The organism is Nitrospirota bacterium, from assembly GCA_016235245.1.
In the GTDB taxonomy this organism is placed as follows: domain Bacteria; phylum Nitrospirota; class Thermodesulfovibrionia; order Thermodesulfovibrionales; family UBA6898; genus UBA6898.
Genome location: JACRLO010000003.1, coordinates 6,362 through 31,663, shown reverse-complemented (window position 1 = coordinate 31,663; position 25,302 = coordinate 6,362). Strand labels below are relative to the sequence as shown.

Here is a 25,302-nt window from a genome sequence, read left to right as displayed (position 1 = left end):
TTCATGAATAATGGCCCTATCATCAGAGAGATACAGGCCAAGTCCATACTCTCAAAGTCAGGTATCCCTGGTACTGACTATTGTATTAATGCGTATGTCGGCTGTTCCCATGCCTGTGTATACTGCTATGCGACCTTCATGAAGAAATATACCGGCCACACAGAGCCGTGGGGGGCTTTTGTTGATGTTAAGGTCAATGCCGCTGAACTCCTCAGAAAACAGCTGCAAAAAGCGAAGCGGGGTCATGTGATGATCAGTTCCGTGACGGACGCATATCAGCCGATAGAGGTCAAATATCGTTTAACCCGGCAATGTCTCGAAATTCTGTTTGAGCATCAATTCCCTGTGGGTGTCCTTACCAAGTCTCCGCTGGTGCTCAGAGACCTTGATATTATTAAAGGATTCGATGAGATTGAAGTCGGTATCACGATATCAACTGACGATGAAGTAATGCGAAAGATTTTTGAACCGGGCGCCCCTCCGATTGAGGCCCGCATAAATACGCTCAGGAAATTGAAGGAGAGTGGTGTAAAAACCTATGTGTTTATCGGGCCGATGCTGCCAATGAACCCGGAGGTCCTGAGCGGAAAGATCGGCAAATACGCAGATTCCATCCTGATCAGCAGGATGAACTACGCAAACAAAACTGCCCATTTGTTCAAAAAACTTGGAATGATGCAATGGCTCGACAAGAGTTTTGCCGAAGAGATCAGGACCCGAATCAAAACGAGTATCGGCACGGAAAAGGTGACGGACTGCTGAAGTCCTGATAACTGAGCTATAATATAGCAAAGAACGGAACCAGACAGAAACGAGGAGGTCATCATGTTCAAGGCGCTTTTGAGGACAGATAACAACAAAGGAAGCATATTCTTGCGGCTGGCTCTCGGTATTGTCATGTTCCCGCATGGTGCCCAGAAAGTGCTCGGATGGTTTGGCGGCCCGGGGTATGCAAAAACCATAGAGATATTCACGACAAAGGTGCATCTGCCCCTGTTTGCGGTAATACTTCTCATGATAACTGAGTTCATCGGTGCGCTCTGTCTGATTGGGGGATTTTTCACTCGTGTCTTTGCGCTTGCCATCGGTTTTGCCATGGCAGTCTGCGCGTATGGCAATCACCTGCAAAACGGCTTTTTTATGAACTGGATGGGTAACCAGAAGGGTGAAGGGTTTGAGTTTCATGTCCTTGTTGTAGGCATTGCCCTTGCTCTTGCAGCAAGGGGCGGCGGTGCGTTTTCGATTGATCGAATGATTGTGAAGAAGTAGCGTTGTTCTAAGGCGGGCCATGTCTCTCTTTTTTATCACGTTTTTTCTTGCATACGGAGGTATGCACCTGTACGCTTTTGTCCGGGCGCGGGCAGCGCTCCATTTCGGATTGCTTCCAGGCACGGCACTATCGCTTTTTATGACGCTGATGCTCTTTGCCCCTTTTTTTATCAGGCAGGCGGAAAAGCAGGGGCTGGAGCAGTCTGCGCGCATGCTCTCCTATTTCGGTTATACCTGGCTCGGCATACTCTTTTTATTTTCATCGTCATCCCTGCTCCTTGATCTGTACCGGTTGCTGCTCCGGTCTCTTGAACTCATGGGGAAAACCGAGTACGCGAATCTCAAGCCAACTGCCGGCGTCCTGTTTTTTCTGCCCCTGATCCTTTCGCTGCTTATTGCGGCCTACGGTTATGGAGAGGCAAGGAACATCAGGACAGAAACAATAACCATAACAACGTCAAAGATCCCTGCGGCAATCGGAACTATAAGGATCGTTCAGATATCTGATGTTCATCTCGGCCTGATCATCAGGGAAGAACGGCTCGCACGGATACTGGACCTTGTCAGGGAGGCTTCTCCGGATATTGTCGTATCTACCGGTGATCTTGTTGACGGTCAGATCAACGGCATGCCGGGACTGGCTGAAATGTTCAGCAGGATCAATCCGCGATACGGCAAATATGCCGTCACAGGAAACCATGAATTCTACGCAGGGCTTGAGCAGGCCCTTGCGTTTACCAGGAAGTCTGGCTTCAGGGTCCTGCGCAATGAAGCGGTTGATCTCGATGGTGTTTTGAGTATTGCCGGTGTGGATGACAGGGCAGTAAGGCCATGGGCAGGTGCAGGCGATGGTGCTGAAAAAGAGATGCTCGCACGGCTCCCGCAGGAAAAATTTACCCTGCTCCTGAAGCACCGGCCTCTTGTGGACGGGGGGTCTATTGGCCTCTTCGACCTGCAGCTTTCAGGTCATGTTCACCATGGCCAGATCTTTCCCTTCAGCCTTCTTACGAAGCTGTATTACCCGGTGCATGCCGGATTGGCGCGCCTTGACCTCGGCTCGCGTCTTTATGTCAGCAGGGGAACGGGCACGTGGGGGCCTCCCATTCGTTTTCTTTCCCCGCCTGAGGTAACGGTGATTGATCTGGTGCGTAATCCTGAGAGCTGAATGTCCGGATATCCGCGGCGGGAAACTCAAACTCTCTGTCTTTACAGAGTATTAGTTGCTGTGTTAGAATTGATACCTTAATATACTTTTATGTGAAAAGGCGGTGAAAGCGTGGCACTTGACAAGGTAAGAAAAGAAGGAATTATTGGTGATTACAAGATGCATGAGAAGGATACTGGTTCTCCCGAGGTTCAGATAGCAATTGTGACCGACAGAATAACGTATCTGACCGAGCATTTCAAGACCCATACGAAGGACCATCACTCAAGGAGAGGACTGCTCATGCTCGTAAGTCAGAGAAGAAAGCTCCTTGACTACCTCAAAACGACAAACAAAGAACGGTACGAGAAGATAATCGCTCGACTTGGCATCAGAAAATAGGAGAATAATGATTAAGACTGTTGCAATTGAACTTCGCAGCAAGGAATTAAATTTAGAGACAGGAAAGATGGCACGGCAGGCTGACGGCTCGGTTGTTGCCCGGTACGGCGACACGGTACTGCTGGCAACTGCGGTGAGCAGCAAGACGCCGAGAGAAGGGATAGACTTTTTCCCCTTAACGATCGATTACCTCGAAAAGACGTATGCTGCCGGAAAGATACCGGGCGGTTTTTTCAAGAGAGAGGGCAGACCTACTGAAAAAGAGGTGCTGACCTCCCGGCTTATTGACCGGCCTCACAGGCCGCTTTTCCCCAAGGGCTACAGCTGTGAAACCCAGGGGATTGTCAATGTGCTTTCATATGGTGAAGAGAATATTGCCGATGTTCTTGGCATAACAACCATGTCTGCGGCGCTCCATATATCTGACATTCCCTTTGACGGCCCTGTGGCCGCAGTCAGGATAGGACGGGTCAATGGTGCGTTCATCATTAATCCAGACCTTAAGGAAGTGGAGGAGTGCGACCTCAATCTGGTTGTTGCAGGAACGGTGGATGCGGTTGCCATGGTAGAGGGCAGTGCGCAGGAGATGAGCGAGTCCGACCTGCTTGAAGCCATTGATCTGGCGCATGCGGAGATAAAGAAGCTCTGCGCTGTCCAGAACGAGTTCAGAGAAATAGTCGGCAAGCCAAAGAGAAGTTTCACGGTCCCGGTCAAAGACGAGGACCTTAAGAATAAAGTGAAAGAACTGGCGCTCGGAAAGATTACCGAAGCTATTGTCATTCCGGACAAGCTGAGGAGACAGTCAGCGCTTGATGAGATCCTCAAGGAGATCATAAAACTGTTAAACACAGGGGAAAAAGATATTGCCAAGGATATCGCTGCTGCGTTTAATGATATAGAGAAGAACCTTGTCAGGGACATGATTCTGACCAGGAATGTCCGTGCTGACGGAAGGACTCCGGAGCAGATCAGGCCTATCAGCGCAGAAGTCGGCCTTCTGCCGAGGACTCATGGTTCTGCCCTTTTTGTCAGAGGCGAGACCCAGTGCCTTGCCGTGGTTACACTGGGAACAACAGATGATGAGCAGAGGATCGATTCCCTTGAGGGTGAGACCTCGAAGTCATTTATGCTGCACTACAATTTCCCGCCGTTCAGCGTTGGCGAGGTGAAACCGCTCAGGTCTCCCGGCAGGCGCGAGATCGGGCACGGGATTCTTGCCGAGAGGTCGATCAGGGCTATCATGCCTTCCAAGACAGACTTCCCTTATACGGTAAGAATTGTATCTGATACCCTTGAGTCCAACGGTTCATCGTCAATGGCCTCAGTATGCGGAGGGACTCTTGCATTGATGGATGCGGGTGTTCCGATCAAGGCTCCTGTTGCCGGCATTGCGATGGGACTGATAAAAGAGGGTGACCGCGTTGTCGTGCTTACGGACATCCTCGGCCTGGAAGATCATCTGGGCGATATGGATTTCAAGGTTACCGGAACGGAAAACGGTATTGCTGCGTTCCAGATGGACACAAAGATCGGCGGCATATCACGTGCAATAATGGAAAAGGCGCTTGAGCAGGCCAGACAGGGGAGACTCTTTATTCTGAACAAGATAAAAGAGACCATGACTGAGCCAAGGAAAGAACTTGCAAGCCACGCCCCCAGAATATATACCATGCAGATCAAGCAGGACAAGATCCGCGAGGTCATCGGCACAGGCGGCAAGGTCATACGCGGCATTATTGAGAAGACCGGCGTAAAGATAAATATCGACGACAGCGGTCTCATCAGTATCGCTGCTTCTGATGGGGTAGCTGCACAGAAGGCGATTGATATTATCAACGGGATCATTGCTGAAGCCGAGATCGGAAAGATCTATCTGGGCAAGGTGAAGAAAGTCATGGACTTCGGGGCATTTGTCGAGATACTGCCCGGTACCGAGGGGCTCTGCCATATATCGCAGTTGTCGGACAAGAGAGTTGCGAATGTGACCGACGAAGTCAACGAAGGCGACGAGATACTGGTAAAGGTTTTAGAAATAGACAAGATGGGCAAGATCCGGCTGAGCCGTAAAGAGGCAATGAAGGAGCAGGAAAGTAAAGATAAATAGGCTCCTGCGGAAAAAGAATTAAGGGAAAGGGGATGGCAATCCCCTTTTTTATTTTCTGGAGACAACGTTTTCTTTGAGCGCAAATTCTGATACATTGAGGTAACCATGTTTATAAAAGAACATCTCGAAAACGGTATTCCGGTGGTGATGGAATCATTTAAAACAGTTCGCGCAGTTGCTGTGGGTGTATGGGTGAAGGTCGGCTCCCGCTATGAATCCAGAACTGAAAATGGTATCTCTCATTTTCTTGAACATATGTTTTTCAAAGGCACGAAGAAATATACGGCCAAGGACATTGCCGTCGAGATAGATACCATGGGCGGAGACCTGAATGCCTATACGTCACGTGAGAACACCGCTTTTTATGTGAAGGTGCTTGACGAGTATCTCGAAAAGGGGGTTAATCTTCTTTCGGAGATCTTCGTCCATTCAACGTTTCCTGAGGACGAGCTCGAAAAAGAGAAGCAGATCATCAGGGAAGAGATCAAAATGGTTGAGGACACGCCGGATGACTTTATCCATGATCTCTTTAACGAAACCGTATGGGGCCGTGAGGGTCTTGGCCAGTCCATCCTGGGCACCAGGGAGACTATTGCCTCTTTCGGGCGGGAAGATATTCTTTCTCATATCCGGCGTTACTATGGAACAAAAGATATTGTTATTGCCTGTGCGGGCAACTTCGACCACACAGAGATGATGAAGATACTCAACCATCGTTTTGGAGGTCTGAGACAGGGTTCTGAACCGAAGATAGGTGCTGTTCCGGTATTCCACTCTGAAACAAGGGTTGTTTCCAAAGATCTTGCAGAGGCCCATATCTGTATCGGTGTTCCGGCAATCTCGCAGGCGAGCGATGAACGCTATGCACTTTTCATTCTGAACTCGATCCTTGGCGGAAGCGTGAGTTCCCGGCTTTTTCAGGAAATTCGTGAAAACCGCGGACTTGCCTATTCAGTCTTTTCATTTACCTCATCGTATCTCGATTCGGGGCTTTGGGCAGTATATGCCGGCGTCAGCAGAAAAAGGGTAAGTGAAGTGTCGGACCTCATTGTCCGGGAAATGATGCGGCTTAAGGAGACCATAACGGAGGAAGAGCTTGATAAGTCGAAGAGGCATCTCAAGGGAAACATGCTGCTGGCGTTGGAGTCGACAAACAGCCGCATGAATAATATAGCCAGGCAGGAGATGTATTTCGGAAAATATATTTCACCGGATGAAATTATCAGGGCGGTTGACCGCGTTACCATGAATCAGATCGCTGATCTTGCGGAACGATTGATCAGGAAGTCCCTCTTCTCTGCCGTCGTATATGGCCCTGCGGAAAAAGATGTATTAGACGGCATTTTTTGAACATTCCTTCCCCTTTATGTAATAATAAAAAATGAAGAAACTGCTCCTTTTTGTCCTCTTTTTTGCCCTGCTATCGTCGTGTGCTTCGCAAAAGCCCAAGACCTCCGTTGAAACGAAAATGCCTGATCCTGATGCGGCTTTTTTCTTTATCAGGGGATACGAAGCTGAACTTGCGCACAACTGGCGCGAAGCAGAAACGCTCTATCGAAAGGCCCTGGTGATAGACCCCTTGTCCCGGTACATCAGGGTGCAGCTGGGGTATGTGCTGAACCGTCTGGAGAAGTCTGATGAAGTCCTTTCCATTATGGATTCGCTGCTGAGGGCAGAGCCTGACGATATTCATGCGCTGAAACTGAAGACCGAAATTCTCAGGAAGCAGAAGAAATATCAGGACGCCATCGAGGTGCTTGAGAGACTATCGAAGCTGCAGCCTGACAATAGTGATAACCTCCTGATGCTTGGCTTTCTGTATTACTATCTTGATCAGTATGATCGTGCCAGTGACGTGCTGGCGGAACTGATACGGAAGGACCCCGATGCATCATACAAGGCTTTTGACCTTCTTGGCTCTGTATACATCGACAAGAAGGACTATGACAAAGCTGCTGAATATCTGAGGAATGCGATCGAGCTCAACCCGGATGCGGATACTGCCTATTTCAAGCTGGGCATTATTGCTGAAACCAGGAATGACCTTGAAAATGCCATTAAGAATTTTGAAGAGGCGGTCAGGATCAACCCTTATAACGGCCAGATGCGGCAGCGGCTTGCCCAGGCCTACATGAGACTAAGGACATCGGGAAAAACGCTTGATGAGCTTACGATCATCAGCAGACAATCGCCTGGAGATGCTGACGTCCATGCCCGCATGGGCATGTTTTTTATAGAGGAGAAACAGTATGAAAAGGCTTTGGAGGAGCTGAACATCGCGTTGTCGATTAAACCTGACAGCACCATGATCCTGTATTACCTGTCACTGGTGCTTGAGGAGACCGGCAGATATGATGAGGCGCTTGCGACATTGAAGTCGGTAATCAGGCAGGAACCTTCCAATATCAGCGCGTTTCTTCACCTTGCGTATATCTACGGGAAACAGAAGAAAAATGATGAGGCGATAAGGGTCTACGAGGAAATACTGAGTTTTGAGAAAGAGAAGCCTGAGATCTATCTGTACTATGCCAATGAGCTTATGCAGAATAAGGACTATCAGAAAGTCGAAGCGGTCCTTCATGAGGCCCTTGTGAAATTCGGGGATAATGACGGACTGCTTTTTACGCTTGCGGTTGTGTATGAAAAGACCGGCCGTTTTGATGACATGGTTATTAAACTCCGCAAGGCCATTGAGGTTAATCCCAAGAATACCGAGGCATTGAACTATCTCGGGTATTCCTATGCTGACAAGGGCGCTAATCTGGATGAGGCGCTGTCTCTGATACAACGCGCTATGGAGCTTAAACCCGGCAACGGATATTATATCGACAGTCTCGGTTGGGTCTATTTTAAACAGGGCAAGTTTGAGCAGGCGCTGGAGGCGATAAAGAAAGCTGTGAGCCTTGCTGGGGATGACCCGGTGCTTTACGAACATCTTGGCGATGTCTATCATGCGATGGGCAGCAAGGATCTGGCAGTCGGGGCCTGGAGACAATCTCTCCAGCTCCATGAAAAAGAGGAGGGGTTGAAGGAGCGGGTCGAAAAGAAGTTGAGCGGTCTCGAAAAAGAACCGAAAAAGTGACGTTTGTCCCTGCTTTTCGTTCATCTCATTACGGTATGTCATTTGTCCTTGAAGCGCCTGCAAAGATCAACTGGTTTCTTTCTGTCCTGAACAAAAGAGAGGACGGATATCACAATATCGTGAGCCTCATGCAGCGTGTCAGTCTCTTTGATACGCTCCTGTTTGAAGAGAGTGAACAGCTGGAGGTCATAACGGACATTGCTGATCTTCCGGCTGAAAATAATCTGGTCTTCAAGGCTGCGGTTCTCATGCGGGCCCGGGCTGGTGTGAGGGCCGGAGCGCGGATAACGCTGAAGAAAGATATTCCGCTTGCAGCCGGAATGGGAGGAGGAAGCAGCGACGCTGCTTATACGCTCATCGGCCTTAACAGGCTATGGGGATTAAATCTGAATACGGAAAATCTCAGGCATATGGGTGCAGAGCTTGGATCAGACGTCCCTTTTTTTATCGAGGACACCTTCGCGCTTGTGCAGGGAAGGGGTGAGGTTATCACATCTGTCCGGGATGCCAGCGAAATACCGCTGCTTCTGGTTAATCCGGGTATCCCGGTATCCGCTGCATGGGCTTATGCGGGACTGCACATTGGGTTGACAAAACAGCCTGTTGATATTAAACTATTCTGTCAATGTCTTGTCAGAAAAGATTTTGTCGCTTTGCGTTCCTTGCAAAATAATGATCTTGAATTGCCGGTTCTGAAGGCATATCCCGAGATCGGCAGGATCAAAGAACTGCTTCTTCGACAGGGGGCGGTCATCTCTGCAATGAGTGGAAGCGGTTCAACGGTCTTTGGTGTGTTCAGGACAGAAGAAGACGCACGGAACGCATCGAAAAGCATGGGCGGATACTGGTGCCGGGCCGTCAAAACGCTTACGGTTAAAAAGAATTGATCTTGGTCTTGTTGGGGCGTCGACAAACGGCAAGTCAGGAGTTTTTGGAGCTCCCATTTGGAGGTTCGAATCCTCCCGCCCCAGCCATTTGGTATCAATATTGCGGTTAGTGAAAGGTGAAGCGCTGAAGGATGCAGCCTCACTGAAGGGTTCAATAATAACAGGGAGAAAGTATGCTGAAGGGATTAAAGATTTTTTCTGGATCGTCGAACCGGGAGCTGGCAACTGAAGTTGCCGGCAAATTGAACTCCCCATTGGCAGATGTGACTTTGTCAACGTTCAGTGACGGAGAGATCATGGTCCGCATCAACGAAAATGTGCGCGGCTCGGATGTTTTCGTTATACAGTCAACGTCAGTTCCGGTAAACGACCATCTGGTTGAACTCCTGCTGATGGTCGATGCCCTTAAGCGTGCGTCTGCCGGCAGGATAACTGCTGTTATCCCCTATTATGGCTATGCGCGGCAGGACAGAAAGGTCCAGCCCAGGGTGCCGATCTCGGCAAAGATGGTTGCAGACCTTATTAATGCGGTCGGCACGAACAGGGTCCTTACGGTTGACCTGCATGCCGGACAGATCCAGGGTTTCTTTAATATCCCTGTGGATAATCTATATGCTGCGCCGGTATTGCTCGACTATATGAACGAGCAGTTCGATACGGACAATCTGGTTATTGTCTCACCTGACGCGGGAGGTGTTGAAAGGGCAAGGGCATTTGCCAAAAGGCTGAACTGCACGATCGCAATTGTCGACAAACGTCGCGAGAAAGCGAATGAGTGCGAGATCATGAATGTGATCGGTGATGTGCAGGACAAGGACACTCTGCTCCTTGACGACATGGTTGATACCGCAGGCACCATGGCCCAGGCAGCATCCGCGCTTATGTCAAAGGGCGCCAGAAGGGTGTCGGCTGCCTGTACACATGCGGTACTCTCAGGACCTGCGGTGGAGAGGATCAACAATTCTCCTATTGAGCATCTGATCGTCACGAACACCATTGCCCTTGACAGCAAGAAGGAGCAATGCAGTAAGCTCAAAGTGCTGAGCATTGCCCCCATTGTTGGCGAGGCGATTAAGAGAATACACGAAGAAACAACGTTAAGTACACTATTTGTATAGGAGGATACGATGGAGAAAATGAGCATACAGGCAGAAATACGGTCAGGGCAGGGCAAGGGCGCTGCACGTTCACTCAGGAGGAGCGGCAAGGTTCCGGCTACGCTGTACAGGGCAGGCAATGCGCAGTCGATCCAGCTCGTAAGGAAAGAACTGGCAAAGCTGATCAACTCGGTGGCAGGTGAGCAGGTTATGGTGGACCTTCAGTTCGCTGACGGCGTCAATAAGCTTGCACTTCTGAAGGACTTCCAGGTTGATCCGGTCAGAAGCGAGCTTTTGCATACGGATTTCTTTGAAGTTTCACTTACCGAGTCAATCAAGATTACGGTCCACGTTGCAACCCACGGAGAGCCTGTCGGTGTTAAGAGAGACGGCGGCATTCTCCAGCATCCGCTCAGGGAAATACTGATCGAGTGTTTTCCTGACAAGATCCCGGGCAAGATCGATATCGATATCTCAAAGCTTGAGATTGGCCAGTCGATCCATGTGAGCGACCTGAAGCTTGAGGAAGGAATCAAGATCCTCACGGATCCTCATGATGTCATTGTGAATATCGTTGAGTCTGTTGAGGAAACCGCACCTGTTGCAGCGGCCGCACCTGCAGTAGCTGAACCTGAAATTGCCAAGAAGGGCAAAAAAGAGGATGAAGGCGCAGCTGCACCTGAGAAGAAGGGGAAATAGTTTTTGTGGCTTCTTGTCGGTCTTGGCAATCCGGGCACCCGGTACGCAAAGACGCGGCATAATATCGGTTTTATGGTTCTGGACAGGCTCGCCAAGAATCTGGGCCTGGACTTCAGGGAAAAGATGGATTATAGATCATGCAGCGGCTCCATCAGCGGCCATAAGGTCGTCCTGATGGAGCCGTTGACGTTTATGAACAGGAGCGGCAGCGCAGTCAGGAAGGTCTTTTCGAAATATACGGTGCTTCCTGAGCATATTATTGCTGTCCATGATGACCTTGACCTTGAGGCCGGCAAACTGAAGATCAGAAAGAAGGGTTCTTCGGGAGGCCATAAGGGCATAGAATCAATGATTCAGAATCTCGGCACTCAGGATTTTATCAGGATCAGAATTGGGATAGGGCGTGATCCGTTTATTCCGACAGAAGACTATGTCATGTCCAGGTTCAGAAAAGAAGAACAGGACCTGATACATGAGTCTGTGGCAAGGGCAGTTGACGCTGTTTCCTGTATAATTGATGCTGGCGCTGACAAGGCGATGAACAGGTTTAACTCATAGATTTATAAGCTTTTTTTATAGTAACCCTGCGTTGACAAAACACCCCTGCTGTGATAATTTAACACACTAAATTTTTTATCGGGGGGTAAATATGGAAGGTGTCGCAGAAAGTTTGCCGCAGATAACGTTGGGGTTCGTCATTTCAGGTCTTCTGGTTGGAGGGTTGTTCGGGTATATCCTTCAGAAGGGCAGATTCTGTATGAACAGCGCCTTCAGAGATACCATCTTTATCAAGGATTTCACCCTTTTTCATGCGTATCTCGTTGCCCTGGTTGTTATGCTGGTCGGTTCCAACCTGCTGCATGACATGGAGATAATCCATCTCAAGGCTCAGTCTTTTTATCCTCTGGCCAACATTGTGGGAGGGTATATCTTCGGACTTGGCATCGTACTGGCCGGAGGCTGCGGCAGCGGTATTGTGTACAGGGTCGGCGAAGGGCAGCTTGCCTCCTGGTTTGCCGTATTCGGTTTTTTCCTTGGTATCGGTTCAACGACAAACGGAGTGCTCAGGCCGCTCTATGACCTGCTGAGGAGCGTTAAGGTTGGAGAAGGCGCACTTACGATACATGGTTTTTTCGGAGACTCCCTTGCTGCAAAATGGATCGCAATCGCGGTGATAAGCGCGGTCTGCCTGTTTTTCGCCTCCAAAAGCAAGCCATTTACGATAAGGAAGTCCAAAGGGTTCTATTGGTCTGTTACCGCGCTGCTGGTCGGCCTTGCCGGTGTGCTCACCTTCTGGGCGTCTGAGTTTTTCGGGTCGCCCGGGTTTGCCAGGGGCCTCAATTTCACTACCCCGACCGGAGAACTCTTCTTTACCTTTTTGACCGGAGATGCGCGCTCCAAGTTCTTCCCGATGTTTGCAATCGGCGAAAATATCAAGGTTACCTGGGCGATCTTCTTCATTATCGGTGTCCCTCTTGGATCTTTCCTCAGCGCCAAATTATTAAAGGAGTTCATCTGGAAGACTCCGCGTGATGCAAAGGAGCTGCTGACGGTGCTGGGCGGAAGCTTTATTATGGGCTTCGGAGCTGCCTGTGCTGGCGGCTGCAATGTAGGTCAGGCGCTGACGGGCGCTTCGACGCTTTCGATCGGCAGCATCGCCGCGACGATCGCAATAATTTTAGGCAACTGGACCATGGTCTATTTCAAGTTCATCAAACCGATGCAGGATATGGACGAATAATACGCTTTATCGTGTAAGACTGATAAAGCCCCGGAAAACGCCAGGACGTTTTCCGGGGCCTTCTTTTTCCGGCACAAAGCATGATATATTAGCCTGCTTGCAGTGACTGAATCTATTCACACCCATAAGGAGATTTTCTGCATTGGATATTCCACGGATCTTCAACATTACCGAAAGTGCTCACCGCATCCATAACCCGATCACACCCGAAAAGCTCGCCACTCTCGGCGCGGCGCTGCGTCTGGAATCGGGGACCCGAGTGCTCGACCTCGGCAGCGGTTCGGGCGAGATGCTGTGCACCTGGGCACGCGATCACGGCGTCATCGGCACCGGCATCGATATGAGTCAGTTATTCACCGAGCAAGCGAAACTCCGTGCTGTAGAACTCGGTGTTGCCGATCACGTCAAGTTCATCCATGGCGATGCTGCCGGCTATGTCTCAGACATGAAGGTCGGTGTTGCAGCCTGTGTCGGTGCCACCTGGATCGGCGGGGGAGTCACCGGCACGATCGAGCTTCTATCGCGGAGCCTGCGCAGTGGAGGGATCATCCTCATCGGCGAGCCCTACTGGCGGCAGTTACCGCCGACGGAAGATGTTGCCAAGGAGTGTCTTGCCAACTCGATCTCCGACTTTCTCATGCTTCCGCAAATTCTCGCGTCTTTCGGCCACCTCAACTACGACGTCGTGGAAATGGTTTTGGCAGACCAAGACAGCTGGGACAGATACGAGGCGGCCAAGTGGCTCACCATGCGCCGATGGCTTGAAGACAATCCCGACGACGAGTTTGCGAAAGATGTTCGAGCCAAACTAACCTCGGAACCCGAGCGCTACGCCGCTTACACGCGTGAATACCTGGGCTGGGGCGTGTTCGCACTGATGACGCGGTGATGAGGGGATTACCAGGCGACTCAGAAAGTGGAGAAAATCCAATCATACCTAACACTACGCTTAATGGGGGGGTATCAGGAATGTTTGCTCCCGGGGATTCAGCAAGTCACTATTTCAGCTTATCAAATTCCTTTTTGAAATAATCGAGCGTCTCGTCATCGTAAATGCAGAACTCCACAACCGCAAGGCTGCTTTCTTTATGTTTTTTGAGAAAGTTCACGGCCTCTCCCACAAGCAGCTTTGCGCACTTGTTTTTTGGAAAACCGAAGATACCTGCACTTATGGCAGGAAAGGATACGGTCGAAAGTTTTTTTTCAGAGGCGAGTCTGAGGCTGTTCGCTACCGCACTCTTCAGCTTGTTCTCTTCATCCCCTTCTCCCATCCTCGGCCCCACCGCATGGATAACGAACTTTGCCGGCAACTTGCCGGCGCCGGTCATTGCCGCATGTCCTACAGACACCGGGGCAATCCTGTCGCTTTCGTCCTGGATGACCTTGCCGCCCTTGCGCACGATAGCACCTGCTACGCCGCCGCCATGCTGCAGGGAGGAATTTGCTGCATTGACAATGGAATCGACATCCCGATGTGTAATGTCACCCTGAATCAGTCGCAGGGTCTTTCCGGCAATGGTGTGGTGGGCTATCATCTTCAAAATAGTTACTCCTTCTTATATTCGCAGCGGCACTGTATGCTACAATGATACAGCAAAGCTGCACATTATATGTTCTTTTGCCGGTTATTTTAATTTCAGGGAGGCGAGTATTCCGCAACTTTACGGTCATCTCTCAGGTTTGAAGGGCGGCCAGATCCATGCCCTCGAAAGGATCTACCGCCGGCGCATGCATAACGAAATTGTAAGCATCGAGCTTGCCAAATACATCGCAGGCATATCCGCCGAGCTTAAAAGACAGATAGGCATACTCGTGACCAGGAAGGGAGAAATAAGCCATGTTATCGTCGGTGAGGCAAAGGGCCTTTTCCTGCCGAACCTTGATGACTATCCGCTTGGCAGGAAGCATCTGCGCGGCCTTAGACTCATCCATACGCATCTTAATAATGAACCTTTGAGCCATGATGACCTGACTGACCTTTCTCTGCTCCGGTTCGACCTGATCGCTGCGATAGGTCTTAAGGCTGGACAGCCGGATAAGCTCTATATCGCCCATCTCGACCCTGGCAGCGGCGCAAAGCCCTACAGCGTACTGCCGTCTGAGGATATCCATTCCCTGGACTTTGATTTTGACGGTTTTGTCAGTTCCTTTGAGGAAGAGGCCGAAAAGGTCCGCGTACTCGATGTCGGCTCAACATCCGGCAGGCCGGATGCGGGCGGACTGAAAGAGCGGGCCATTCTGGTGAGCGTATCGAAAATGCCGAAGTATGAACAGGAAGACTCTATGGACGAACTCCGGGAGCTTGCGCAATCAAGTGATGTTGTCGTCCTCGATACGGTTATCCAGCGTCCCCGTGAGATCAGCTCCCGTCACCTCATGGGGGAAGGCAAGATAAAGGAACTGGTTATCAACGCCATGAACAGGGGTGCTACGCTTCTGGTCTTTGACCAGGACCTGTCGCCTTCGCAGATCAAAACAATCAGCGCAATGACCGAACTGAAGGTAATTGACCGGTCGCAGCTCATCCTCGACATCTTTGCCCGCCGTGCCCATAGTAGGGATGGCAAGGTTCAGGTCGAGCTTGCCCAGCTCAAATACCGGCTGCCGAGGCTTGCGGGGAAAGGCACTGCCATGTCGCGTCTTATGGGCGGTGTGGGAGGCAGAGGGCCTGGAGAGATGAAGCTCGAGATAGACAGACGGCGTGTCCGGGAGCGTATCAACCTTCTTGAAAAAGAACTGAAGATGCTGAGCGAGGCACGGAGACAGAGAAAGGCGCGAAGGCTCGAAAACAGACTGCCGATCGTCTCGATCATCGGGTATACGAATGCCGGCAAATCAACGCTCCTCAATGCGCTTACGAAGAGTGACACCTTTGTTGAGGATAAACTCTTTGCGACCCTGGATACGGCAAGCAGAAGGCTTAAATTTCCGCGCGACCGCGAAGTGATTATTACCGATACGGTAGGCTTTATCAGGGATCTGCCGAAGGACCTCATGGCAGCATTTAAGGCAACGCTTGAGGAACTCGAGGACGCTGACCTGCTCCTGCATGTCATAGACGCATCGAACCCGCGGTTTGAACAGCAGATAGCCTCGGTCGAAAAGATACTCTCTGATCTCAATCTTCTTGACAAGCAGCGTCTCTATCTCTTCAACAAGATCGACCGCATAAGCAGGGAGGAAGAGGCAAACCTCCTGCTCCGTTTTGATGCTGTCACGATCTCTGCCCTTGACCGCAAGACCTTCCCCCGGCTCCTTGGTGTTGTTGCCGAGCGTATCTTTGATGAAAAATTGCCTCAATCAGGGGTATAATATTCAGATAAAACAGGTTATTCCCCGGAGGATAGATGGAATTCAGCCCAAAATGGATAGCATGGGAGATTACGCGCAGATGTAACCTGCGCTGTGTGCATTGCCGCTCTGCATCGGAAATGGAGATAAAGGGTCATCCGGATTTTTCTCTTGAAGAGGCCTACCGGGTATTGGATGATATCGTAAGCTATGCCAAGCCGGTTGTCGTTCTTTCTGGCGGAGAGCCTCTTACGAGAAAAGATGTTTTTGAGATCGCGCAGTACGGCACCGGCAAAGGTCTCAGAATGTGCCTTGCAACGAACGGCACGCTCGTGACTGACGAGATCTGCGATAAGATCAAACAGTCCGGAATTCAGGATTGTCTCTCTCAGTCTTGACGGTGCTGACGCGACTGTGCATGACGATTTCAGGAATGAAAAAGGCGCGTTTGCAGGGACTATTAACGCTGCAAAGCTTTTCAAAAAACACGGTATCGAGTTCATCATCAACTCGTCATTCACCAAGAGGAACCAGGAACAGATCCCGCAGGTATATAAACTTGCAAAGGAGCTTGGCGCCACCGCATGGTACATGTTCATGATCGTTCCGACAGGCAGGGGCGAGGAGATCATGAACGAACTCATCTCCAAAGAGGATTATGACAAGATCCTGGACTGGCACTATGACATGGAAAAGGAAGAGGACCTTCTTCTGGTCAGACCTACCTGTGCACCTCATTATTACCGCGTGACGCTCCAGAGGGCAAAAGAGGACGGCGAGAAGTTCAAGAAGAGGACCCTTAAATTTTCGACCGGCGGGTCCAAGGGATGTCTTGCCGGCCAGCTCATCTGCCTGATCGATGTTGACGGCAATGTCCTGCCCTGCAGCTACTTCAACCTGCCTGCAGGCAACGTCAGAGAAAAATCATTCAAGGAGATCTGGGAGGGTTCTGAACTCTTCAAGGCCCTCCGTGATTTCAAGAAATACAAGCGCAGGTGCGGCGCCTGTGAATATGTGAATGTCTGCGGCGGATGCAGGGCCCGGGCATATTCTGTGTACGGAGACTATCTCGAAGAAGAACCATTCTGCAGTTATAAACCGAAAAGACTTGAAAGGGAAAAGGTGGAAAAATGAACGATACATTTTTAAGGGCATGCCGTGGAGAGAAGGTTGACTATACGCCGGTATGGCTTATGAGACAGGCCGGCAGGTATCTGCCGGAATACCAGGAGGTGCGCTCCAAGGTTGACTTCCTGACTCTCTGCAAAACCCCGGAACTTGCAGCCAAGGTGACACTTCAGCCGGTCGATATCCTTGGTGTTGATGCCGCGATCCTTTTTTCCGACATCCTTATTGCGGTGGAGGCGATGGGCATGCCGCTTGAGTTTCATGACAAGAAAGGGCCTATCCTTGCAGACCCGGTCAGGACCAAGGCAGGTGTTGACAAGCTGGTCATCCCTGACACGGAAGACAGCATGCCTTTTGTGCTCGATACCATAAAGCTCCTGCGGAAGGAACTGAAGGTGCCGCTTATCGGTTTTTCCGGCGCGCCCTGGACGCTTGCTACGTATATTATAGAAGGCGGCAGTTCAAAGAACTTCATGCATACGAAGAAGATGATGTATCAGAACCCCGGTCTCTTCAAGGCCCTCATGGAAAAGATTACTGCTACGGTCATTGAATATCTCTCGGCACAGATCAATGCAGGTGCTCAGGCGGTGCAGCTCTTCGATTCCTGGGCAGGTATTCTTGCGCCCTATGACTACGAAAATATGATATTTCCGTTTGTGAAGTCGGCGATCAAGGCGCTGAAGAAATTCGACGTGCCGGTCATCTATTTTGTGAACGACTGCTCCGGACTGCTCAAGATCGTCAAGAAATGCGGGGCTGATGTCATCGGTATTGACTGGCGCGTTGACATGGCGAAGGCTGCAAAGAAACTGGGCAAGAAATATTCGATCCAGGGAAACCTTGACCCTCTGGTGCTCTTTGCGCCTAAGGAGCATATCGAGGAGCGGGTAAAGGATATTCTTTTCAAGGCAGAACCTGCGAGAGGGCATATTTTCAATCTTGGACACGGTATTTTGCCAGAAACGCCGGTTGAAAATGCAATCGCTATGGTTGAGGCTGTGCACAAATACGGCAGAAAAGAGTAATGATCACAACGTCTCCTGTATCGTGAGCAGGGGCAGAGGATAGATACGATTCATGAATTTCTTCGGAACGCTGACGCGGCAGTTTGTTGTCATCAGCATAATTCTGCTTCTCTTTCTTGCCATTGATACCTATTCTGACTTTGTTTTTACCCACAACATGAAAGGCAAAGCAGCTGGTATCGACCTTGCCGGCCAGTTTAAATCCAAACCCTTTGAGATCGCATGGATGCTCGAACGCCTGGTCGAGCGGGATGTCGAAAGGCTCGATGAAAAAAAACGGACGGATTTTGTCAACGAACTCAGATCGATTCTGGATAATTATGACACTACTGCCCGTTACCTGAAGGAAGGCAATAAGAAACTGGATTTGAAGCCGCTAATAAGCCCTGAAATCCTTGCCCTTTTTAATGCAGTGACCGATAAATGGCAGGGTGAGATGAAACCCCTGGTTGTGAAGATCATTGAGTTGCCCTCCACTGTTTCTGAAAGCGATGCCAGGGATTTATTGCGTTTATATGACTCTAAGATTTATCAGTATAATGCCCATGTTGACCGTCTGGTGAGTTTTCTTCTTGCAAATTATGAGGAAGATATCCGGAAGTTCGATATTTTCAGGCTCTACGTTCTCGGAATATTCTGTGCCGCAACCATCATCACAATCATGTATATCAGGCAGAATATTGTCAAACCGTTGAGAAGTTTTGCCCATGCGGCGCACGAAATCAGGAAGGGGAATTTTGATGTCTGCATAGAGGTGACAAACCAGGACGAGATGGGTCAGTTTGCCGAACGGTTCAATGAGATGACTGCCAGGCTGAAGGACGCTTTTCATGAAATCAGGCAGCGCTCTGACAATGTCCTGGCGCTCAATAATGCGTCGAACGCCATTGTCGGGTTTACTGATGAATTGCCGTTGTATAAGGCGATCTGCGAAAATGCCAGGGCACTCTTTGACTTCAGGATGGTCTGGCTCGGACTGCTTCACGAGGGCAATTATAGTGTTGCACCGGTTGCGTATGCCGGCTTTGAAGAAGGCTGCCTTAACAATAGTACCATTACGTGGGATGATTCCCCTACCGGCAGAGGGGCAATCGGTACAGCGATCCGGCTCAATATCCCTCAGATCATCAACGATATAAAGAACGATCCGATATTTACGCCGTGGCTCAGTGATGCGGGGAAAAAAGAATATGGCTCCATGTTGTCCGTACCCCTTATCTGCGGCGGCACGGCAGTTATCGGAGTTCTGAATTTTTACAGTGATAAGCTCGGCTATTTTACACCCGACAAGGTGGAACTATGCCAGGTTTATGCAAACCAGGCGGCGATCGCGATCGAAAATCTGACGCTGCTGACAGACCTTGACGCCAAGGTCAAGAGCAGAACCCGGGAGCTGGAAGATGCAAAATTGCTTGCCGAGAGCGCTAATATGGCAAAGTCCGCCTTCCTGGCGAATATGTCCCATGACCTGCGGACTCCTCTGAACGCAATTATCGGGTTTTCCGAAGCAATGTCCCAGGGCATTTATGGTGAGATTCGGGCTGACCACAAGGAATACCTTGAATACATTTATCAAAGCGGCCTGAAGCTCCTGAAGCTGATTAATGAGGTCCTGGATCTGAGCAAGATGGAGACGGGCGGTATAGAGCTTTGTTATGGCGAATACAATATCAGCGATATCATGAACAATGCCCTCTATATCTTTCGGGAGAAGGCAAAAAAACACCGGATAGACATATCCGTAACCGTCGCCGAGGATGCACGATTATTGACCGTTGACGAAAGCAAAATCAAACAGGTCTTTGTAAACCTGCTTACGGATGCTATTAATGCAACGCCTGACAAGGGGACTATCCTGATAGAGACTGCCCGGGTAAGCTGCAGCCCTGCTGATATTTCCGGCAATCAGGAAGCATCTGCGACGGCCGATCGGTTGCCGTTGCTTCCTGAGCGGGATTGCATTAAGGTCGCGATCACGGATTCTCGTCCGGCTATAACCGATACAGAGCGCGTGAGGTTCTTTGATCCCTATAAACAATTTGATACCACGATTGAGAGAAAACAGGACAATGTAGGACTTCTCCTGAGCAAAAGGTATGTGGAACTCCATGGGGGCAGGATATGGGCCGAGGGGGTGCCGGCAGAGTCCCCTGATGATGGATTGTCCGCCGGCAACAGGTTTATTTTCGTATTGCCACAGCGGCCCTGACATGGTAGGCTTAGAAGAATCGGGGAGATGCGGCGTGAAGGAAGGCATGGTCTATGGGAGATAAAAAGAAAATTCTGGTGGTCGACGACGAAGAGCAGAATGTCAAGCTGCTCAGTTCCCTCTTGAGGGCAGAGGGATATGAGGCCGAAACAGCCTCAAACGGCAGGGAGGCGGTCGAGAAGGTAAAGGCTCTTTTCCCTGACCTGGTGCTGCTGGACATCATGATGCCCGACATGGACGGATACGAGGCCTGCAGTCTGATCAAGAACGACGCTGAAACGGCAAACATCCCGGTTGTGATCGTTACCGCACTCAGTGACAGAGAATCAAAGCTGAGGGGGCTTGAGGTCTCGGCGAATGAATTTCTGACCAAACCGATCGATAGAATCGAATTGATCCTCCGGGTAAAAAATCTGCTGAGAATCAAGGATTATGAGGACTTCATGCTCAGCCATAATCAGCGGCTTGAGCAGGAAGTCAGGAACAGGACCTATGAGCTGCAGATTGCAATGGACGATATCGAATCTGCCCACCAGGAGATAAAAAGCAGCTATATCGAGACGATCCATCGGCTCACTCTTGCTGCCGAGTTCAAGGACGAGGATACTGCAACGCATATCAAACGCATAAGTTATTATTGCAGGATCCTGGCCGAGCAGTTGGGGCAGGCGGGCGATTTTTGCGAGACCATTTTTTACGCAGGCCCTATGCACGATATCGGCAAGATCGGAATTCCGGACAATATTCTTCTGAAACCGGGAAAGCTGACGCCTGAGGAGTTCGAAATTATCAAGTCGCATACGACCATCGGCGCCAGGATACTCTCAAAGTCTTCTTCTGAATTCCTCTCTGCTGCAGAGGTGGTGGCTCTCACGCATCATGAGCGATGGGATGGGACCGGTTATCCGCGAGGGCTCAAGGGTGAGGATATTCCCCTTATGGGAAGGATCATGAATATCGTCGATCAGTATGACTCGCTTCGGTCCAAGCGTCCCTACAAGCCGCCCTTCAGTCATGAACAGGCCTTTAACATTATCGTGAAAGGTGATGGCCGGACGAAACCTGAGCATTTTGACCCCAGGATTCTCGATGTCTTTGCCGAAGCTGCAGACGAATTTGACCGAATATTTGAAGGATATCAAGACTGACCTTGGAAGCGGCTACGAAGCGTTCCATTGGAGTTCTGCTCCTCAATCTCGGTGGCCCTGATTCACTTGCGGCTGTTCAGCCTTTTTTGTACAACCTCTTTTCCGACAGAGAGATCATAAGACTTGGTCCGGTGTTTCTTCAGAAGCCTCTTGCTTTTTTGATCTCCTCCCTGCGGTCAGCCAAGACAAAGGCTGCCTATGCGCTCATTGGGGGAAAATCACCGATCAGGGAAATTACGGATGATCAGGCAAAGGCCCTTGAAACATCGTTGAATGAGGAGTCAGCCTCCCATGGCCGTAAGACAGAATTCAAGGTCGTTGTCGGCATGCGATACTGGCATCCCTTTACCAAAGATGCGGTCAGTCGTATTTCTGCAGAAGGTATTGATAAGGTCGTGGTTCTCAGTCTCTATCCCCACTACTCTGTCGCAACTACCGCATCGTCGCTTTCTGAACTCAGGAGGGTTTTGACCGCCTACCCGTCGATCAGAACCCATCATATCATGTCCTGGTACGATCAGCCGCGTTATATCGATGCGCTTGCAGAAAAGATAGCGAAGGGGCTGGCACTATTTTGTTCTTCATCCCTGACTCCTGGGATCAAGCCAACAGACGTGCATCTGCTTTTCAGCGCACATAGTCTTCCGAAGAAGTTTGTGGATGAAGGTGATCCCTATGTAGACCATATCATGGCAACGATAAAAGCGGTGACCGCGAGGTTCGGCAATCCCTGGAAACTCTCGTATCAGTCAAAGAGCGGACCTGTGGCCTGGCTGGAGCCCTCTACCGAGCAGATGCTTGAGGAGATGGCCTCAAAGGGGATAAAGAACGTCCTTGCGGTCCCGATCAGCTTTGTTTCTGACCATATTGAGACCCTGTATGAAATTGATATGCTTTACCGGGAGATGGCAGCATTGCTTGGCATACGGCTTGAGCGGGCAGAATCTTTGAACCTCTCGCCGACGTTTATTTCAGCTCTGGCTGATATTGTTGTTCACGGAATGGAGGAGGCAGGATGGAAAGAATAGCGATTATCGGTGGCGGCATATCAGGGCTTTCGCTTGCCTGGTTTCTTCTTGAAAAAGACGCCGAAGCTGATATAACGATTTTTGAAGCTGAGCAGCGGCCCGGCGGGAAAATATGGTCGGACAAGGCAGAGGGTTTTCTCTGTGAATGGGGGGTGAACGGTTTTCTTGACAATAAGCCGAAGACGCTCGAACTTTCAAAGAAACTGGCTCTTGAGCCCATGCGCAGCAACGATGCATCACGGAAGCGGTTTATCTTCTCAAACGGAGTGCTTCATCGGCTGCCTGAGTCTCCGCCGGCATTTCTCTTTTCGAAACTCCTGAGTCTGCCGGGCAGGTTGAGGGTCATGGCTGAACCGTTCATTGCAGGGAATGCAAAGGAAGAAGAGACCCTTGCAGAGTTTGCGCGGAGAAGGTTGGGCAGAGAGGCCTATGAGAAACTGATCGATCCCATGGCGTCCGGCATTTATGCCGGAAATCCTGAGACCCTGAGCCTCAGGGCATGCTTTCCCAGAGTCTATGACCTGGAAAAGAAATACGGCGGTCTCATCCGGGGCATGCTGAAACTCCAGCAGGAAAAGAAAAAACAGGGATCATCTGAAAAGGTCGGAGCTGGGCCGGCCGGCATACTTACTTCATTCTTTGACGGTATGGGAGAACTGATCCGAACTCTCAAGGCGGTTCTCGGTGACAGGCTCCGTCTCGGTTACCGGGCGGTCTCGATCGAAAAAAAAGGCAGCAGTTATACCATTCATTTTGCCGACAGCTCTTCCTTTGAGGCAGAGACGGTCATTGTTGCCTCACCCGCATATGCGGCTTCAGAGATGATGAAAAATATCGACAAAAAACTCTCCAACACGTTATCTGAAATACCGTATCCCTCGGTCTCCGTTGCCTGTCTCGGATATAAGAAAGATAAGTTCACGGCAGACCTCGATGCCTTTGGGTATCTCATTCCATCCCGCGAAAAACGGAAGATTCTGGGTACGCTCTATGACTCCAGCATCTTCCAAAACAGGGCGCCGGAAGGATATGCGCTTTTACGGGTCATGGTTGGTGGTGCGAGGGCCTCTGACCTTGCCATGCAGCCCGAACCGCAATTGCTGGCGACGATCAGAAAGGAACTGTCTGATATCATCAAGATCACCGCTGCTCCTGATTTTGTGCGCATATACCGGCACGAGATGGCAATCCCCCAGTACACCGTGGGACATACCGAGCGGCTGAGGAACATTGACGCGATACTGGCAAAGCAGAAGAACCTTTACCTGACGGGCAATGCCTACCGCGGCATCAGTGTCAATGACTGCATTGAGAACTCGGCAAAGCTTGCAGAAAAGATTATTGAGGAATCTGCCTGAATGAGCTACAATAGGGACACTATATGAATTTTCTGCATTATTCAGGACTATCTGGACAAGGAGAGCAATTCGCATGAAAAGAGTTTTGTATGTATTGGTGGTTTTCTGCGTCTGCATGTATGCCGCAGCCGTGTCGGCAGAGGTGAAATCTGTCACGGCTACGAAAGAGGAAGTAAAGAAAATGGCCGCAACCAGGGTGGTCATCGAGACAAAATTCGGCAATATGACCCTGAAGTTTTTCCCCGATGTTGCGCCCGGGCATGTAAAGAATTTTCTTGAACTCGCAAAGAGCGGATTTTATGACGGGACAGTATTTCACCGTGTCATGGCAGGCTTTATGATCCAGGGCGGCGATCCGATCAGCAAGGACCCGGCGAGGCGTGCAGCCTACGGTACAGGAGGGCCGGGATATACGATCAAGGCTGAATTCAATAAGAAACCTCACAAACGCGGCATCGTTTCGATGGCCCGGATGAGCGATCCAAATAGCGCAGGTTCCCAGTTTTTTATCTGCTTTGATATGGACCCGAGGCAGCAGGCTATACTTGACGGACAATATACCGTCTTCGGCGAGGTCCTGAGCGGCATGGAAGTGGCGGACAAGATCGCAACGCTGCCCCAGGATCGGCGTACCAACAATCCGAACGAACGGGTAGAGATCAAAATCAAAGTGATCGAGGAAAAGCCCTGATACCAGAGAGGCTAACGATTGAGTAGGAGGAGAAGAAGGAATGGCAGATACGCATGCAGTTATTGAAACAAAATTTGGTGCAGTTGAATTGAAGTTCTTCCCGGAGATAGCCCCAAATCATGTGAACAATTTTATCGAGCTTGCCCGGAAGGGTTTTTACGACAATACGACCTTTCATCGCGTAATTCCGGGGTTCATGATCCAGGGCGGAGACCCGAACTCCAGGAATCTTGATAAATCCAGTCATGGCATGGGAGGCCCTGGCCATACGGTCAAGGCCGAATTTAGTGATAAGCCTCACAAACGCGGCGTCCTCTCGATGGCCCGGTCAGCAAATCCTGATAGCGCAGGTTCCCAGTTTTTTATCTGTGTGAAGGATTCTTCGTTTCTTGACAGACAGTACACCGTATTTGGCGAGGTAGTATCCGGCATGGATGTTGTCGATCAGATCGTGAACCAGCCCAGGGATGCGAGAGACAACCCTAATGAAAGAGTGGAGATGACGGTCAAAATCATAGAGAAATAGGAGGAGGCAAAGGTGAAAGAACAGGAGATCATGGCTAAGCTTTCGCAGGAGAACGAGGAGTTCAGAAAAGTGAGTGATGAGCACCACGACCTTGATATGCAGCTTATAGAAGTTGACAAGAAAGTCTACCTGACGCCTGAGGAAGACCTCGATCGCAAGAAGCTGGCAAAGAGAAAGCTTCACCTTAAAGATAAGATGGCTGAAATGGTGAGGGATTATAAGAAGGCCCATCCGGACAGTTAGATCATCAAAAAAACGTGATCGTATCGAGGCAGGGGAAAGGCTGTTTATCCAGTCTTTCCCCTGCCTTTTATTTTTTCAAGATGTTTCCTGCCGCGTCCCATAAACAATAACAGCTATAGCAGGTCTCTGAGAAGGCCGCTTTATTTGTTTAAACCTTTTCCTGTCTGAGGGGTCTAAGAATACAGATGGATGATGATATTCGGCTTGTCGAACGATATATGGCCGGC

The 25,302-nt window shown here is 50.1% G+C and carries 24 protein-coding genes, 1 tRNA gene and 1 pseudogene (1 of these 26 running past the window's edge); 25 read left to right on the top strand and 1 reads right to left on the bottom strand.

Annotated elements, in window-relative coordinates; translation table 11 throughout:
* Positions 1-3: 3 nt before the first annotated feature.
* The 14 genes from HZB31_01310 (at position 4) to HZB31_01245 (ending at position 13,314) form a co-directional block, all read left to right on the top strand.
* Positions 4-762: a radical SAM protein gene (locus HZB31_01310; GenBank protein MBI5846590.1), complete on the top strand. Its 759-nt coding sequence runs from the start codon at positions 4-6 to the stop codon at positions 760-762.
* Between the two features lie 63 nt (positions 763-825).
* Entirely contained in the window at positions 826-1,269 is a 444-nt protein-coding gene (locus tag HZB31_01305) for a DoxX family protein (protein ID MBI5846589.1), read from the top strand.
* A 19-nt stretch (positions 1,270-1,288) separates the two neighbouring features.
* Complete coding sequence (locus HZB31_01300) at positions 1,289-2,434, top strand: metallophosphoesterase (protein MBI5846588.1); 1,146 nt, start codon at positions 1,289-1,291, stop codon at positions 2,432-2,434.
* Between the two features lie 111 nt (positions 2,435-2,545).
* Positions 2,546-2,815, top strand: a complete 270-nt coding sequence (gene rpsO / locus HZB31_01295; GenBank protein MBI5846587.1) for a 30S ribosomal protein S15 — start codon at positions 2,546-2,548, stop codon at positions 2,813-2,815.
* A gap of 7 nt (positions 2,816-2,822) precedes the next feature.
* On the top strand, positions 2,823-4,919 hold the full coding sequence (gene pnp / locus HZB31_01290; GenBank protein ID MBI5846586.1) for a polyribonucleotide nucleotidyltransferase: 2,097 nt from the start codon (positions 2,823-2,825) through the stop codon (positions 4,917-4,919).
* A gap of 105 nt (positions 4,920-5,024) precedes the next feature.
* The gene (locus HZB31_01285) at positions 5,025-6,269 is read left to right on the top strand and encodes an insulinase family protein (GenBank protein MBI5846585.1); all 1,245 of its coding nucleotides are present in this window, start codon (positions 5,025-5,027) and stop codon (positions 6,267-6,269) included.
* A gap of 31 nt (positions 6,270-6,300) precedes the next feature.
* Positions 6,301-8,001: a tetratricopeptide repeat protein gene (locus HZB31_01280; GenBank protein MBI5846584.1), complete on the top strand. Its 1,701-nt coding sequence runs from the start codon at positions 6,301-6,303 to the stop codon at positions 7,999-8,001.
* Positions 8,002-8,036: 35 nt separating this feature from the next.
* Entirely contained in the window at positions 8,037-8,888 is an 852-nt protein-coding gene (gene ispE, locus HZB31_01275) for a 4-(cytidine 5'-diphospho)-2-C-methyl-D-erythritol kinase (protein MBI5846583.1), read from the top strand.
* Positions 8,889-8,900: 12 nt separating this feature from the next.
* A tRNA-Gln gene (locus HZB31_01270) sits at positions 8,901-8,975 on the top strand.
* An 89-nt stretch (positions 8,976-9,064) separates the two neighbouring features.
* On the top strand, positions 9,065-10,006 hold the full coding sequence (locus HZB31_01265) for a ribose-phosphate pyrophosphokinase (GenBank protein ID MBI5846582.1): 942 nt from the start codon (positions 9,065-9,067) through the stop codon (positions 10,004-10,006).
* 9 nt (positions 10,007-10,015) lie between these two features.
* On the top strand, positions 10,016-10,684 hold the full coding sequence (locus HZB31_01260) for a 50S ribosomal protein L25 (GenBank protein ID MBI5846581.1): 669 nt from the start codon (positions 10,016-10,018) through the stop codon (positions 10,682-10,684).
* 3 nt (positions 10,685-10,687) lie between these two features.
* Positions 10,688-11,242 carry an aminoacyl-tRNA hydrolase gene (locus HZB31_01255; GenBank protein MBI5846580.1) on the top strand — a complete coding sequence of 185 codons (555 nt, stop codon included), beginning with the start codon at positions 10,688-10,690 and terminating at the stop codon, positions 11,240-11,242.
* Positions 11,243-11,333: 91 nt separating this feature from the next.
* Complete coding sequence (locus HZB31_01250; GenBank protein ID MBI5846579.1) at positions 11,334-12,425, top strand: YeeE/YedE family protein; 1,092 nt, start codon at positions 11,334-11,336, stop codon at positions 12,423-12,425.
* 142 nt (positions 12,426-12,567) lie between these two features.
* Entirely contained in the window at positions 12,568-13,314 is a 747-nt protein-coding gene (locus HZB31_01245; GenBank protein MBI5846578.1) for a class I SAM-dependent methyltransferase, read from the top strand.
* Positions 13,315-13,423: 109 nt separating this feature from the next.
* Here HZB31_01245 and HZB31_01240 read toward each other — a convergent pair whose 3' ends face one another.
* Complete coding sequence (locus HZB31_01240) at positions 13,424-13,960, bottom strand: macro domain-containing protein (GenBank protein MBI5846577.1); 537 nt, start codon at positions 13,958-13,960, stop codon at positions 13,424-13,426.
* Positions 13,961-14,153: 193 nt separating this feature from the next.
* Between HZB31_01240 and hflX the strand changes: the two genes are divergently transcribed.
* The 11 genes and pseudogenes from hflX to HZB31_01185 all read left to right on the top strand — a co-directional run.
* Complete coding sequence (gene hflX, locus HZB31_01235) at positions 14,154-15,737, top strand: GTPase HflX (protein MBI5846576.1); 1,584 nt, start codon at positions 14,154-14,156, stop codon at positions 15,735-15,737.
* Positions 15,738-15,772: 35 nt separating this feature from the next.
* A pseudogene (locus tag HZB31_01230) lies at positions 15,773-16,850 on the top strand (radical SAM protein).
* Entirely contained in the window at positions 16,847-17,872 is a 1,026-nt protein-coding gene (locus HZB31_01225) for a uroporphyrinogen decarboxylase (GenBank protein ID MBI5846575.1), read from the top strand. The pseudogene HZB31_01230 and the gene HZB31_01225 overlap by 4 nt, the downstream one beginning before the upstream one ends.
* Positions 17,873-17,924: 52 nt before the next feature.
* The gene (locus HZB31_01220) at positions 17,925-20,081 is read left to right on the top strand and encodes a GAF domain-containing protein (protein MBI5846574.1); all 2,157 of its coding nucleotides are present in this window, start codon (positions 17,925-17,927) and stop codon (positions 20,079-20,081) included.
* A gap of 53 nt (positions 20,082-20,134) precedes the next feature.
* Complete coding sequence (locus tag HZB31_01215; GenBank protein MBI5846573.1) at positions 20,135-21,229, top strand: response regulator; 1,095 nt, start codon at positions 20,135-20,137, stop codon at positions 21,227-21,229.
* 26 nt (positions 21,230-21,255) lie between these two features.
* Complete coding sequence (gene hemH / locus HZB31_01210; protein ID MBI5846572.1) at positions 21,256-22,257, top strand: ferrochelatase; 1,002 nt, start codon at positions 21,256-21,258, stop codon at positions 22,255-22,257.
* Positions 22,245-23,615: a protoporphyrinogen oxidase gene (hemG, locus tag HZB31_01205; protein ID MBI5846571.1), complete on the top strand. Its 1,371-nt coding sequence runs from the start codon at positions 22,245-22,247 to the stop codon at positions 23,613-23,615. Before hemH ends, hemG begins: the two co-directional genes overlap by 13 nt.
* Before the next feature lie 181 nt (positions 23,616-23,796).
* Positions 23,797-24,306, top strand: a complete 510-nt coding sequence (locus HZB31_01200) for a peptidylprolyl isomerase (protein MBI5846570.1) — start codon at positions 23,797-23,799, stop codon at positions 24,304-24,306.
* 40 nt (positions 24,307-24,346) lie between these two features.
* Entirely contained in the window at positions 24,347-24,832 is a 486-nt protein-coding gene (locus HZB31_01195; protein ID MBI5846569.1) for a peptidylprolyl isomerase, read from the top strand.
* A gap of 12 nt (positions 24,833-24,844) precedes the next feature.
* Positions 24,845-25,075 carry a DUF465 domain-containing protein gene (locus HZB31_01190; GenBank protein ID MBI5846568.1) on the top strand — a complete coding sequence of 77 codons (231 nt, stop codon included), beginning with the start codon at positions 24,845-24,847 and terminating at the stop codon, positions 25,073-25,075.
* 185 nt (positions 25,076-25,260) lie between these two features.
* Positions 25,261-25,302, top strand: partial view of an RNA polymerase sigma factor gene (locus HZB31_01185; protein MBI5846567.1) — the 5' end (the start) only. It continues 513 nt past the right edge of the window; 42 of the gene's 555 nt are visible here — the first part of the coding sequence; the start codon lies at positions 25,261-25,263; its stop codon lies off the right edge, out of view.